We start from the raw sequence: 14,055 nt of genomic DNA, 5'->3' as shown, positions 1-14,055 counted from the left end.
CGGCGGCTGTCACCCCACCACGGGTGGGAATAAGCGTGCCATCGCCCGCACAAACGCCCGTTCATGAGGAAGCGTTCAGGCAGGCGTTACGCAAGCGTTAGATGGCCCGCGTCGCCGCCAAGTTGCGGCCTGGCCGGTCAACGAGGCGTGAGGCTGCGGGCAGTCAGTTGGCGGCGACGAAGCCGGCTTCGATCGCCGAGCGGTCGGCGTGATAGGACGAGCGCACCAGCGGGCCGGAGGCAACGTGGGTGAAGCCCAGGGCCATGCCGTAGACCTCCAGTTCCTTGAACTCTTCCGGGGTCCAGTAACGCAGCACCGGATGGTGGTGGGGGCTGGGCTGCAGGTATTGGCCGATGGTGATCATGTCGACGTCGTGGGCGCGCAGGTCGCGCAGGGTCGCCTGCACCTGCTCCATGGTCTCGCCCAGGCCGAGCATGATGCCGCTCTTGGTGGCCACGTCCGGATGCTGCGCCTTGAACTTCTGCAGCAGGGTCAGCGACCACTGGTAGTCGGCGCCCGGGCGGACGTTGCGGTACAGGTCCGGCACGGTCTCGACGTTGTGGTTGAACACGTCCGGCGGGTTCGTGGCGAGGATCTCCAGCGCGCGCTCCATGCGGCCCTTGCCGCGGAAGTCGGGCGTGAGCACCTCGATGCGGGTCCTGGGGCTGTGCTCGCGGATGGCGGCAATGCAGTCGACGAAGTGCTGGGCACCGCCGTCGCGCAGGTCGTCGCGGTCGACGCTGGTGACCACCACGTACTTCAGGCCCATGTCGGCGACGGTGGTGGCCAGGCTCAGCGGCTCGCCGGCGTCCGGCGGCTTCGGCCGGCCGTGGGCGACGTCGCAGAAGCTGCAGCGGCGGGTGCAGACCTCGCCGAGGATCATGAAAGTCGCGGTGCCGTGGCTGAAGCACTCGTGGATGTTGGGGCAGCTGGCCTCTTCGCAGACCGTGACCAGGCGGTTCTCGCGCAGCTTGGCCTTGAGCTGCTGCACCGAGTTGCCAGACGGAATGCGCACGCGGATCCACGACGGCTTGCGCAGCACCGGCGCATCGGCGAACTGCACCGGCGAGCGCGCGATCTTGTCGCCTGCCAGCTGCTTCACGCCAGGCTGCAAGGCTTCCGGCGCGGCGTTGCCGCTGACCATGGCGAGCGGGATGGACTTGGCGGTGGAATCGGTCATGGCGAAGCGTTCTCTGCGGTGTTTGCCCCCTCTCCCGCGAGCGGGAGAAGGGACATTTTCAAAGTCGCGGCGGCGGCGCCTGTTCGACCTGCAGGCCGAACTGGCGGGCGACGTGGCCGATCAGTACCGGCTTGACCGCGTCCAGCCCCGAAGGGCCGCCCAAGTCTAGCATCGAGGTCACTTTCAGCCCCTGGTAGCCACACGGATTGATGCGCACGAACGGCTCCAGGTCCATCGCGATGTTGAAGGCCAGGCCGTGGAAGGTGCAGCCGCGACGGACGCGGATGCCGAGCGCGCCGATCTTGGCGCCGTTGACGTACACCCCCGGCGCGCCTTCGCGGCGTTCGGCGTGGATGTTCCAGTCGGCCAGGGTGTCGATCATGGCCTGCTCGATCCGGTGGACGTATTCCTTGACCCCGACCTTGAGCCGTTTCAGGTCCAGCAGCGGGTACAGGACGATCTGGCCGGGACCGTGGTAGGTCACCTGGCCGCCACGGTCGACATGCAGCACCGGGATGTCGCCGGCGAACAGCACGTGCTCTTCCTTGCCGGCCTGTCCGAGGGTGAACACCGGATCGTGTTCGACCAGCCACAGCTCGTCGGGGCTGTCGGCGGTGCGTTCATCGGTGAAGGCCTGCATGGCCCGCCAGACCGGCTCGTAGGCGCGCCGCCCCAGATCCCTCACGCGAGTCGGAAACATGGCCCCCTCCCCTTCAAGGGGAGGGCCGGGGAGGGGATGGGTCTCAGCCGCCGGAACGTCCATGTTGCTCAGAGCGTCCACTTCACTTCCGGATGTTCCCGCAGCACCGCATGCGCCAGGTCGTACTGCTCGCGGTTCACGGCGCGAAAGCTGATGCGCACCGACACGTAGCGACCATTGCTGGAATGCTTCCAGCTGACCGATTCACTGACCACTTCGATGCCGGCGTCGAGCAGCAACGTCGGCAGCACCGTCTCCAGGTCCTTCTCGGCCGCGCCCATGGCGCTGAGCTCGAACGTGCCGGGGAACTGGAAGCCGTGGTCGGGGTTTTCGGATTTGATCTCCATGGGTACCGATTATGGGTGCGGAGGGGAGGGAACCCAAGCCGGCCAAGGATGCGCCTGAATCGGCGATGGATGCCACCAGCTGCGGTCTCTGCACGGGCCGCCGCGACCGACGGTCCGAGCCGTTCGCCCGATACGGCAAACACAGTGTTGCACCTGCCCATCACGCAACCGTTAAGGTGTCGTGCGGCTATGATCGGGCCACGCAATGCTTCGATGGTGCGACCCACTGCACGTGGTTCCGGCCTGCTGGTGCGCCGGAGTGTCGTCACCCAAAGTTGAACGGCCTCGCCGCAGCGGCGACCGGCCTCGGGACGAAAGCGGGGTTGCTCTCCCATGCAGACGCGGACAGCGATGAACGTCGCCCGCTATCGCTTTGACCGGCTGACGCTGGAGCTGGCCAAGCGCGAGTTGCAGCGCGATGGCGTCGCGATCGCGCTGCCGGCACGCGCGTTCGAATGCCTGGGCTGTCTGATCACGCACCGGGATCGCGCCGTGGGCCGGGACGAACTGGTTCGCGCGGTTTTCGGCCGCGCCGACGTATCCGACTCGCAACTGGCGCAGATCGTGCTGCGCACCCGCCGCGCGATTGGCGACGACGGCCATGAACAGCGCGCGATCCGGACCGTGCCGCGCTATGGGTTCCGCTGGGTCGCGCCGGTTTCGGTGGAGTACGCCGACGCACCGGCACCCGCGCACGAGGTTGCCGCGGACGACCGCGACGCGCCGGCGCTCACCGGAGCGCGGCTCGCAGGAGCAGCCGTCGCCGTAGCGATCGTCGACGAAGGCATCCTCGACGAAGCGATCACCGATGACGCGATCGATGTCGAAGGAAGCGCGGCGGCTGAGGTGCCCCCTGTGCCATCGCACCGGGCTGCGCGTCCGTGGTGGCTCGCCCTGGCCGACCTTGGGTTCATCGCTGTCGCAGTGCTGGCGGTTGCGATGTCATTTGGTCCGATGCACGGAGCGGGCCTGGGCCACACCGGCTCGGAAACGCCGGTCGAAGAGGGCAGCGCCATCCTGGTCATGCCGATGCAGGTGAACGGCCCGACCGATGCTGCGTGGGCGCGCCTTGGCATGATGGACTTCGTGGTCGACCGCATGCGCCGCGCCGGCCTGCCAGTGCTGTCCAGCGAAGCGACGCTCAGCGTCCTGCGCCGGGTCCAGGGCGACGCGGCCACGCCGGAACTCAGGAGAAGCGCCGGCGCGAGCTGGATTGTCGAGACGCGCGCTCATCGGCTCCGGGAGCAGTGGAACGTCCTGCTCGCGGCAACCGATTCCTCGGGGCTGGTGCAGCGCGGCCAGGCATCGAACCCGGATCTGGTCACCGCCACGCGCGTCGCCAGTGATCGCCTGCTGGCGGCGCTGGGTGGCGTGGCGCCGGCATCCGGTGGCGAACTGCCGGGACTGGACGAGCGACTGCAGCGCGCGCAGTCGGCCATGCTCGCCAACGAACTTGAGACCGCGCGCCGCATTCTCGTCGGCGCACCGGAACTGCAGCGTTCGCAGCCACAGCTTCGCTATCGCCTGGCGCAGATCGACTTCCGCGCCGGACGTTACCAACAGGGCGTGGCGGCGATCGACGGGCTGCTGCAGGGCGACGCCGCTCGCCACGATCCCGTGTTCCACGCGCGCCTGTTCAACCTGCGCGGCGCACTGCTGATCCGCCTGGACCGATATCTCGACGCAGAGCGCAGCTACGACCATTCCATCGCGCTGCTGGAGGCGCTGCCCCATTCCCCCGTCGAGCTGGGGCATGCCCTGCTCGGTCGTGGCGTCACGCGCTCCTCGCAGGCGAACTTCGACGGCGCGCTGTCGGATTTCGGCAAGGCGCGGGTGACGCTGGTCCGCGCCGGCGACCGGCTTTCCGTCGCGCGCGTCGATGCCAATCTGGGCAACCTGGAGATGGACCGTGGACGCCCGGCACAGGCCGTGCCCTATTACGAGAAGGCGACGGCCGATTTCGAATCGATGGGCGCGGTGAACGAACTGACCGGCATCCGCGGCATGCTGACCACGGCCCATCTGCAGCTGCTGCAACCGCAACAGGCGCTGGCGGTGAACGACCGCGCCTGGTCGATGCGCTCGCGCGTGCGTGATCCCTCGCAATTGGCCGACCTGATGCTGTGCCGGGCCGAGGTGCTGATCGCGGTGGGCCGGCTGCGCGAGGCCCGCGAACTGTTGCAGACGACGGAGAACGCGACCTTCGCCGCTGGCGACTACCGCCGTCGCGAGTACCTGCAGATGGACCTGGCGCGGCAGGCGGGCGACCTGCGCTCCACCGTGTTGCTGGCGAAAGCGGCGCTGCAGGGCTGGCCCGCCGGCGTCGTTCCGCAGCGACGCGCATGGATGGCCCTGCGCCAGCACGAGGCCGCACTGGCGGCCGACCTGCCCTCGCCCGGCCACGATTCGGCCCTGGCCGGCGACGCCCTTGCCGACCGGTTGGGCCAGGCGCTGCGTCAGCGTCGGGCCGGCGAGGATGCGGCCGCTGAATCCAGTTATCGCCAGGCGCTGGCGCTCGCCGACGAACGCGGCATCCCTGGCGAGATCGCCAGCGCGGTCGTCGCCCACGCCCGCTGGCTGATGGATGACGGGCAACCGGGCGACGCGGCTGCGCTGATCGGCCGGATCACGCCGTGGGCCGATCGCGACTTCGAGCTGGCGCTGCTGCAGGTCGAGCTGTACCGCCAGCTCGGTCAACCCATGCAGTGGCGGGCGGCGCTCGAGCATGCCCAGCGGCTCGCAGGCGAACGCCCGATTCCGGCGGAGCTGACCTTGGCCAATGCTCCAGGATCCAACGCGACAGCACCTTCAAGGAACTGAATCCAAAGGGAAATATCCGCTGTAAAGAGATTGTAATGCGATTGGAATGACCGCCATCGACCTGCATGACAGCGTCCCGGGCTCTTTCGACGCCCGTGTCCCGCCCCCTCCGGAGCGGGCGTCTCCACCCCGGAGACAGACGCACCATGAAGCGCACGCAATTGCACGTGGCGATCCTGCTGTTACTGGCCGCACCCCCGGCCGCGTTGGCCCAGATTTCCCCCGGTGCGGCCCCCTCCCCTGCGACCACATCGACCTCGCCGGAGCCGACCCACGCTCCCGAACTGGACAACTGCAAGGTCGTCGAATCCGGCCAGCCCGATGCGGCGGGACGCTATCGCGCGCTGCTGGAGTGCGACCCTGTCGCGCAGGCGGGCGCGGCGACGCTGTCCGCCGTGGGCGTGAAAGGAACGCCACCGCCGGACGCCGATGGCGACGGCCTGCATTACTTCTCTTCCAATGGCCTGGCCGACGGCAGCGACGATGCCGCAGCGACGGCTGAGAACGCGATAGCGGTCGGCGCCGCCAGCCGTGCCAGCGGGCCCGGCAGCGTCGCGGTCGGTCACGCCGCGCAGGCTGACCAGGAATGGAGCGTGGCCATGGGCTGGTCGGCCCACGCCGCCGACGCGCAAACCATCGCGATCGGTCCCATGGCTCACGCGGCCAGCAATGGCAGCGTCGCCATTGGCGGCGCCACCAACTGGATCGGCGGCTGGCACAAGACCGAAGCGACCGGGCAGTCCTCCACGGCGGTCGGCACCGCTTCGCTCGCCATCGGCCACTTCAGCACCGCGCTGGGCACGGCGGCGGTGGCAGAGGGCTCGGACTCGACGGCGGTGGGCGAAGGCTCGTTCGCCCAGGCCGAGCGCAGCACGGCCATGGGCGTGGCATCGAAGGCGAGCGGCATCGACTCCATCGCCTCCGGCACCAGTGCCTGGGCGACGGCCGACCTGAGTACCGCCCTTGGCGCGTACAGCTCGGCCGAGGCCGACCACGCGACCGCGATTGGCGCCGGCGCCGCGGCCACCGTCGCCTATGCGACCGCGGTGGGTGGCGACAGCGTTGCCGGCGCGCATGCCGCCACCGCCGTGGGCGCGGGCACGGTAGCCAGCCGCGCCAACAGCACCGCGCTGGGCGGCGCCTATTTCGTCGGCATGAAAGACGACGGCAGCGACTGGAGTGGCGTGCTTGTGCGCACTCGCGCCGACGGCGAGGGTGCGAGCGCGGTGGGAGCCGGTGCGCAGGCCAGTTCGGATCGCACCAGCGCGACCGGCGCACTGAGCCAGGCGGTCGCAGAGCAGGCCACGGCTGACGGTTACTCGGCGATCGCGCAGGGCATCGACAGCACCGCCCTGGGCGCCAACTCCCTGGCCGAAGGCGACTACAGCTCGGCACTGGGCGCGAGCAGCAGCGCGATCGGCACGGGTTCGTCCGCAGTCGGCAGCGGCGCCGTGGCGCGCGGTGAATTCGCCACCGCCGGCGGATTCAACAGCGTCGCCACCGGCGATCACGGCACCGCGTATGGCGCCAGCAGCGAAGCCAGCGGCAACAGCAGCACCGGCGTGGGCGGTGAGCTCGACTACACCTACCAGGACCTCGAGACGGGCAAGACCGTGGTGCTGCAGGGGACTACCGCTGCCAGCGGCGCGGCGGCCAGTGCATTCGGTGCAGGCGCGCAGGCATCGGGCAACCTGGGCACCGCGATTGGCGCGGCGTCGAGCGCGTCGGGCCTGTGGTCGACCGCGACCGGCTCGCGCGCGAATGCCGAAGGCGACAACGCGGTGGCCATCGGCGATTCGGCGCAGGCCACGGGCGCGCAGAGCACGGCGGTCGGTGGCAGCCAGCCGGCCGGTCGCCTGTTCGGCCACCTGCCCACCAAGGCCACCGGCATCCGGTCCTCCGCCCTGGGTTCGGCTGCCTGGGCGACGGGCGACTACTCGACCTCGGTGGGTGGCAATTCCGCGGCGGAAGGCATCAGCTCGACGGCGCTGGGCGAATCGGCCCGTGCCGCGATGCGGCGCTCGACGGCGTTGGGCGCGCAGGCCTTCGCCGGCAGCGAGGGCGCGCTGTCGATGGGCTACTACTCGTTTGCATTGGCCGATTACAGCGTCGCGCTGGGAGCAGGGTCCGTGGCGGATCGCGCCAATACCATTTCGGTGGGTGCGGGCGAGAACGTCGATGGCTTTCCCCAGACGCGCCAGATCACCCACGTGGGCGCCGGCACCGAAGCCACCGATGCGGTCAATCTCTCGCAGCTGCGTGAGGTCAGCGACGCAGTATCGGGTTCGATCCACTACGTCGATGCGAACGGCGCCGGTGACGGCAGCGACGATGCGCTCGCCGACGGCGAGTACGCCACTGCGGTGGGTTCGGCCAGCAATGCGCTCGACATCGGCGCCACCGCACTGGGCAGCGGTGCGTTCGCCACCGGCGCCTATACCACTGCCGTCGGCTACGGTTCGACCGCGAGTGGCCAGAACAGCCAGGCGTTCGGCACCGGCGCACAGGCCACCGGCGAGAGCAGCCTGGCCATCGGCGGCGCGTATCGGATGTTCAGCATTCCCGACAACGGCTGGGTGGAATGGAACCCGCTGGCATCGGGCAACCAGTCGATGGCGGTAGGCGCGGGCAGCCAGGCCACCGCCGACGGCGCGATCGCGCTCGGCGGCGTGGCGCAGGCCAATGGCGCCATCTCGCTTTCGATCGGCACTGCCAGCAGCGCGCTCAAGGACTTCGGTGTCGCGTTGGGTTCCGACGCCACGTCCGACGGCGAGTTCGCCATCGCGATCGGCAGGCACTCGTATGCCGGCGCCGACATCGCAGTGGCGATCGGCGGCGGCGCCACGGCGATGGGCGCCGGCTCGGTCGGCGTGGGAGAGTTCACCCACGCGATGGCGAAGATGAGCATCGCGATGGGCCTTCGCGCACGCACCGATGCCGACTACAGCATGGCGCTGGGCGCCGATTCGCTTGCCGTCGCGGAGAACAGCGTGGCGCTGGGCAAGGGTTCACTCGCCGATCGCGCGAACTCGGTGTCGGTGGGCAGCAGCAATGCGATGCGACAGATCGTCAACGTCGCCGACGGCACGCAGGACAACGACGCTGTCAACGTCAGGCAACTGCGCGAGGCCGGACTCGTGGACGAAGACGGCAACCCGGTGCGCGCAGTCACCTACGACGGGCAAGCGCGCGACCGGATCACGCTCGACGGTGCAGCGGGCACGACGCTGGCCAATCTCAAGGCCGGCGCGATCAACAGCGGCAGCATGGAAGCGGTCAACGGCGCGCAGCTGTTCGCCGCCAGCCGCAACCTGGTCAACGCACTGGGCGGTGGCGCCACGCTCGATCCGTTCGGCGGCATCGTCGGCCCGAGCTACCAGGTCATGGGCAGTGCGTTCGGCAATGTCGGCGATGCGCTGGCGGCGCTGGATCGCGGGTTGTTCGCCCTCGACGAGCGTGTCGATGCACTGCAGGACGGCGCCTCGCACCCGCCGGGCAACGGCAATGGCAATGGCAACGGCGGTGGTCGCGTCGCCGTCGATGGTGGCGTTGCCGGCAGCGATGATGCCCATGCCGCCACCGGTTCGGGCGCGGTCGCCGTGGGTGCGAACGCCAACGCCGGTGGCAGCGGTGCGATAGCGGTGGGCGGCAACGCGCATGCCGCCGGCGCCAACGACACCGCCATTGGCGGCAATGCCCGGGTGCAGGCCGACGGCAGCACCGCGGTGGGCGCCAACAGCACGATTGCGGCGGCTGCGACCAATGCCGTCGCCGTCGGCGAAGGCACCACGGTCAACGCGGCGTCGGGCACGGCAATCGGCCAGGGCGCCAGCGTCGACGCCGGCGCCACGGGCGCGGTCGCGCTTGGCCAGGGGTCGGTCGCTTCCCGTGCGAACACGGTCTCGGTGGGTTCGGCGGGACACGAGCGCCAGGTCGCCAACGTCGCCGACGGCACGGCAGATACCGATGCCGCCAACGTGCGCCAGGTCAACGCCGGCGACGCCCGCACCCTGGCCGAATCGAAGGCCTACACCGACACCCGATTCAACGACCTGGTCGCCGCGCCGATGGCGGAAATCGACGACCTGCGCGCCGACATGGGCCAGCGTTTCGACGAGACCGACAAGCGCATCGACAAGATGGGCGCGATGAACGCGGCCATGTTGAACATGGCCACCAGCGCCGCGGGCGTGCGCACGCAGAACCGCGTGGGCGTCGGCGTCGGCTTCAGTGGTGGCCAACAGGCCTTGTCGATCGGCTACCAGCGCGCGATCGGCGACCGGGCCACGGTCACCTTCGGCGGCGCCTTCAGCGACGACGAGAGTTCGGCCGGCGCCGGTGTCGGTTTCGGCTGGTGAGTCCCGCCACTTCCCCCGCTTGCTTCAGCCATCGCTTCGCGCCGGCCCGTCCGGCGCCCCTCTGCCACGGAGTTCTTCCATGACGTCGCATCGTTCGCCCTCGCCTTCCCTGTCCATTTCCGTTGCCAGCAGCCTCGCCATCGCCATTGCCCTGGCCATTCCGACCCTGCCTGCAGACGCTGCGGGCAAACCGCTCCTGACCCGCGACGCACGCGCACTTCCCACCACGATCGCCGCGTCGACAGCGCTGCATTCGCGCTACATCGTCGGTTACCGCAATGGCACCGCCCAGCGCGGCAGCACCGCACAGGCGCTTGGCACGTTCCGCACCGCGCTGTCGCGCGCGGGCATTGCCGCAAACGGCGCGCAACCGACGGTGCGCCATGTCCGCCGCCTGGCGACCGGCGCGGACGTGGTGGAGTTGTCGCGCGCGCTCGATCGCGTCGCCAGCGCTTCGCTGGTCCGCACCCTCGCTGCCGATCCGTCCGTGGCCTATGTCGAGCCTGATCGCCTGCTGCATCACACCGGCATGGCGGCCCCCCGCAACGTCGACCCGGCCCTGGTGCCGGACGATACCCACTACGCGCAGTACCAGTGGCACCTGCACGACACCACCGGTGGCATCAACGCACCGGCTGCATGGGACAAGGCCACCGGCGAGGGCATCGTGGTGGCGGTGATCGATACCGGCATCACCAGCCACGATGATCTCGACGCGAACATTCTCCCCGGTTACGACTTCATCACCGACGCGTTCATCTCGCGGCGCGAGACAGACGAGCGCGTTCCCGGCGCACACGACTACGGCGACTGGAACGACGATCCGGCCGAGTGCGACGTGAGCCGTAGCAGCTTCCACGGCACGCACGTCGCCGGCACGGTTGCCGAACTGACCAACAATGCGATGGGCATGGCCGGCGTGGCGCACGACGCGAAGGTGCTGCCGGTGCGCGTGCTCGGCCGTTGCGGCGGCTACCTGTCCGACATTGCCGATGCGGTGGTGTGGGCGTCCGGCGGCAGCGTCGATGGCGTCCCCGCCAACACCACGCCTGCCGAAGTCATCAACATGAGTCTGGGCGGCGCCTCGGTCTGTGAGGCCACGATGCAGAGCGCGATCGATACTGCCGTGGCCAATGGCACGGTGGTCGTCGTCGCCGCTGGCAACAACAACGCCGATGCCGCCAACTTCACTCCGGCCAGCTGCAACAACACGATCACCGTCGGTGCGACCCGCATTACCGGCGGCAGGGCGTCGTATTCCAACTTCGGCAGCAAGGTCGACCTGTCGGCGCCAGGCGGTGGCGGCTCGATCGATGGCAACCCCAACGGCTACGTGTGGCAGAACATCAACGACAGCGAGACCTCGCCGGAACTGGGTACGCAGACCTACGGCGGCATGTCCGGCACGTCGATGGCCGCGCCGCACGTTGCGGCGGTGGCGGCGATGGTGCAGAGCATCGCGACCACGCCGTTGACACCCGCGGAAATGGAAACGCTGCTCAAGTCGTCGGCGCGCAACTTCCCCGTGACCATTCCCGTCGGCACGCCGATCGGCACCGGCATCCTCAACGCAAAAACCGCCGTCACCGCGGTCGAGCCGCCCTGCGAAGGTGACGATTGCGAACCGCCGATCGATGCCACGCCGATTGGCAACCGCATGCCGGTGACCGGCCTTGCCGCCGTCGCCGGCGATGAATTGCTGTTCGCACTGCAGGTTCCGGCCGGCGCGAGCAATCTCAGCCTGATGACCTACGGCGGCACGGGCGACGTCACGCTGCTGGCCAGCTACAACGCCGTGCCGACGCTGGATGCGGCCGATCTGCGGTCGGTGCGTCCGGGCAACAACGAGACCGTGCGCATCGCCGCAACGCTGTCGGGCACGTACTACATCAAGGTGGTCGGCGCGAAGGCCTTCACCGGCGTGACGCTGGAGGCGCGCCACAACTGATCCGGCGCTGTCTTTCGTCCCGGTCCGGCGGTGGTGGTGTCACGCCCCCCGCGCCACCTTTCCACTGGACCTTTGCCCGGGCTTGTTGCCCGGGCGATTTTTTGCCGCGCATGAAAAAGGCCGGCATGCGCCGGCCTTCTTCCTGTTGCCCGATGCTGGCGCCGGATTACTCGGACTTCCACCACATCAGCAGCTCGTCCCACAGGCGCTTGAAGAAGCCACCCTGCTCGATCGCGTTGATGGCGACCAGCGGACGCTGCGAGATCACCTTGCCGTCGAGCATCACCTTCACCGTGCCGATCTTCTGGCCCTTGGCGATCGGAGCAACCAGGGTCTTGGGCACGTCCATCATCGGCTTGAGCTGGTTGTACTTGCCGCGCGGCACGGTCACCAGCAGCGGCTCGGCGACGCCGAGCTGGACCTCGTCGGCGGATCCCTTCCACACCTTCTGCTTGGCGATCTGCTTGCCGACGTCGTAGAGCTTGTGCGTCTCGAAGAAGCGGAAGCCCCAGTTCAACAGTGCCTGCGAATCGACGGCGCGCTGGTTCTCGCTGCTCGATCCCATCACCACCGAGATCAGGCGCTGGTCGCCGCGCAGCGCGGACGCCATGAGGCAGTAACCGGCATTGGAGTGGTGGCCGGTCTTGATGCCATCGACCGACGGATCACGCCACAGCAGCAGGTTGCGGTTGGGCTGGGTGATCGGGCCGACCGTGAATTCCTTGATCTTGTTGTACGAGTACGCGACCGGGTAGTCGTGGATCAGGGCGCGGCCGAGCAGGGCCAGGTCGTGCGCGGTGGAGTAGTGGCCTTCCGCCGACAGACCGTGCGGGTTGACGAAGTGCGAGCCCTTCATGCCGATGCGCGCGGCGTACTGGTTCATCAGCGCGGCGAAGGCGTCGGTGGAGCCGGCGACGTGCTCGGCCAGGGCGATCGCGGCATCGTTGCCGGACTGCACCACCATGCCCTTTTCCATCTGCACCAGCGGCGCGGTCTTGTTGACCTCGAAGCCGGAGTAGCTGCCGTCGGTGCCGGCGCCGCCGGTGCGCCAGGCGTTCTCGGTCATCATCACCTGGTCGGTGTCCTTGACCTTGCCGGCGGCGAGTTCGGCGGCAATCACGTAGCTGGTCATCACCTTGGTGATGCTGGCCGGCTCGACGCGCTCGTCGTAGTTCTCGCCGGCCAGGATGTTGCCGCTGGCGGCGTCCATCAGCACCCATGCCTTGGAGGTGATCTGCGGCGGCGGCGGGACCGGCAGCGAGTCGCTGGCCGCGGGCAGCGCCGGAGCGGGCTGGGCGGCAGCCGGCTGCGGCGTCGGCGTCTGGGCGATGGCGAGACCGGTCACCAGGGTGGTGACGGCGGCCAGCGCGGCGGCTCTGGCAAGAGCGGGTACTTTCATTGTCTCAACTGCTCCGGAGGCCGGCGACGTGCCGGCCAGATATTGGGGTTGTACCGAGGGTGAATTCTAGTCGCGGACGCGCTGCGGCTGGCCAAAACCCAGACCCGCGATGCGGGCTGCAAGTTCCGGGGCCTGGGCGGCCTGGAGGGGGCCCACGCGCAGGCGCCAGATGGTCTGGCCATTGGCGCTGGCGTCGGTGATCTGGGCCGTGTCGATGCCGGCGCGGCGCAATGTCGTCAGCGCGCGGTCGGCATTGGCACGGGCGGTGAAGCTGGCGACCTGCAGGACCACGCCGTCGGCAGGGCTGGGCGATGGCGCGGCAGGCGCAGGTGCCGGCACTGTCGATATGGATGCTGCCGCCGGCGGCAACGGGGTCGCAGCCACGGTGGCGTTCGCGGCGGCGGCCGCCTGGTTCATCGCGGTCGGCTTGCCGGTGGCGATGCGCACACCGGGCGGCAGTTCGCCGGCCCGGGCGCTGGCCACGGGCATCGCGGCGATCAGTCGGTCGATGGGCGTGGGCACCGCCGGCCTGGCTGCCGGGGTGGGCGCGGAAGCGAGCACCGGCCGGTCATCGTCGCCAGGCACCAGCGCGCGCACTTCGACCCGGCCGGTGCCGCGCGCGGTGATGCCCAGCTTGACCGCGGCGGCGTAGCTCAGGTCGATGACGCGACCTTCGTGGAACGGGCCGCGATCGTTTACCCGGACCACGACCGACTTGCCATTGTCGAGGTTGGTGACGCGGGCGAAGCTGGGCAGCGGCAGCGTCTTGTGCGCGGCGGTGAAGGCGTACATGTCGTACACCTCCAGGTTGGAGGTGCGGCGGCCGTGGAACTTCTGGCCGTAGTACGAGGCCGTGCCCTGCTCGACGTAACCCTTGGGGTTGTCGAGCACGCGGTACTGCTTGCCGAGCACCGAATAACTGGGGCGGTTGCCGATCGCCGAACGCGGCTCGTTCGTCACTTCCGGCTCCGGGATCGCATCCACGTCAGGCACGTGGTCGGGCGTGCTGTCGGACACGCCCGGCTTGTACAGGCCGCCGGCGGTGTAGTGGCCGCGCGTGCTGGGATCTTCCTGGGCCGCCGCGTACGGCGATTTCTTCTTCCCGCCCGGCAACTGGCTGTGCTGCACCCCGCCCTTGTCGGGGATGCCCAACGACTGCGAAACAGACTTCTTCGGCGCACTCGCACAGGCGACCAGGCCCAACGCCAGCGAGGCGATGAGCGTGGAGCGGACAAGGCTGCAATGCATGGCCGTGGACCTCATGCCGAGGGCGGTGTGGCGACGACTGCGGGGGCGGCAGGAC

7 protein-coding genes and 2 pseudogenes are annotated in these 14,055 nt (G+C 69.2%); 4 read left to right on the top strand and 5 right to left on the bottom strand.

What is annotated here, in order from left to right:
* Window positions 1-163: 163 nt before the first annotated feature.
* Genes lipA through AC1DER_RS11425 form a run of 3 tightly spaced genes read right to left on the bottom strand, consistent with a single transcriptional unit; the run spans window position 164 to window position 2,227 of the window.
* Window positions 164-1,180 (bottom strand): lipoyl synthase, encoded by a 1,017-nt coding sequence (gene lipA, locus AC1DER_RS11435; RefSeq protein ID WP_477243736.1) that lies wholly within the window; start codon window positions 1,178-1,180, stop codon window positions 164-166.
* 58 nt (window positions 1,181-1,238) lie between these two features.
* Window positions 1,239-1,943 (bottom strand): lipoyl(octanoyl) transferase LipB, encoded by a 705-nt coding sequence (gene lipB, locus AC1DER_RS11430; protein WP_477243769.1) that lies wholly within the window; start codon window positions 1,941-1,943, stop codon window positions 1,239-1,241.
* A 5-nt stretch (window positions 1,944-1,948) separates the two neighbouring features.
* Entirely contained in the window at window positions 1,949-2,227 is a 279-nt protein-coding gene (locus tag AC1DER_RS11425) for a DUF493 family protein (protein WP_441815272.1), read from the bottom strand.
* A gap of 333 nt (window positions 2,228-2,560) precedes the next feature.
* Between AC1DER_RS11425 and AC1DER_RS11420 the strand changes: the two genes are divergently transcribed.
* From AC1DER_RS11420 to AC1DER_RS11405, 4 genes and pseudogenes are all read left to right on the top strand, one after another.
* A complete protein-coding gene (locus AC1DER_RS11420; RefSeq protein WP_477243738.1) occupies window positions 2,561-5,047 on the top strand; it encodes a winged helix-turn-helix domain-containing protein in 2,487 nt (828 codons plus the stop codon).
* Window positions 5,048-5,112: 65 nt separating this feature from the next.
* Window positions 5,113-8,172, top strand: a pseudogene (locus AC1DER_RS11415) (hypothetical protein); the annotation flags it as partial.
* A 465-nt stretch (window positions 8,173-8,637) separates the two neighbouring features.
* Window positions 8,638-9,405, top strand: a pseudogene (locus AC1DER_RS11410) (YadA-like family protein); the annotation flags it as partial.
* A gap of 79 nt (window positions 9,406-9,484) precedes the next feature.
* On the top strand, window positions 9,485-11,353 hold the full coding sequence (locus tag AC1DER_RS11405; protein ID WP_477243743.1) for a S8 family serine peptidase: 1,869 nt from the start codon (window positions 9,485-9,487) through the stop codon (window positions 11,351-11,353).
* Window positions 11,354-11,519: 166 nt separating this feature from the next.
* Here AC1DER_RS11405 and AC1DER_RS11400 read toward each other — a convergent pair whose 3' ends face one another.
* Both AC1DER_RS11400 and AC1DER_RS11395 read right to left on the bottom strand, forming a co-directional pair.
* Complete coding sequence (locus AC1DER_RS11400; RefSeq protein ID WP_441815274.1) at window positions 11,520-12,752, bottom strand: D-alanyl-D-alanine carboxypeptidase family protein; 1,233 nt, start codon at window positions 12,750-12,752, stop codon at window positions 11,520-11,522.
* A 66-nt stretch (window positions 12,753-12,818) separates the two neighbouring features.
* Window positions 12,819-14,000 carry a septal ring lytic transglycosylase RlpA family protein gene (locus AC1DER_RS11395; protein ID WP_477243745.1) on the bottom strand — a complete coding sequence of 394 codons (1,182 nt, stop codon included), beginning with the start codon at window positions 13,998-14,000 and terminating at the stop codon, window positions 12,819-12,821.
* Window positions 14,001-14,055 lie beyond the last annotated feature (55 nt).

This window comes from Lysobacter sp. 05T417 (genome assembly GCF_056396405.1).
Note: the sequence above shows the minus strand (reverse complement) of the source record. Positions and strands in the feature narration are given on the sequence as shown.

Excerpts from the sequence above, each read along its gene's own strand:
- AC1DER_RS11425 (WP_441815272.1), bottom strand. The coding sequence starts at position 2,227 with ATGGAGATCAAATCCGAAAACCCCGACCACGGCTTCCAGTTCCCCGGC.
- AC1DER_RS11395 (WP_477243745.1), bottom strand. The coding sequence starts at position 14,000 with ATGCATTGCAGCCTTGTCCGCTCCACGCTCATCGCCTCGCTGGCGTTG.
- AC1DER_RS11420 (WP_477243738.1), top strand. The coding sequence starts at position 2,561 with ATGCAGACGCGGACAGCGATGAACGTCGCCCGCTATCGCTTTGACCGG.
- lipA (WP_477243736.1), bottom strand. The coding sequence starts at position 1,180 with ATGACCGATTCCACCGCCAAGTCCATCCCGCTCGCCATGGTCAGCGGC.
- lipB (WP_477243769.1), bottom strand. The coding sequence starts at position 1,943 with ATGGACGTTCCGGCGGCTGAGACCCATCCCCTCCCCGGCCCTCCCCTT.
- AC1DER_RS11405 (WP_477243743.1), top strand. The coding sequence starts at position 9,485 with ATGACGTCGCATCGTTCGCCCTCGCCTTCCCTGTCCATTTCCGTTGCC.
- AC1DER_RS11400 (WP_441815274.1), bottom strand. The coding sequence starts at position 12,752 with ATGAAAGTACCCGCTCTTGCCAGAGCCGCCGCGCTGGCCGCCGTCACC.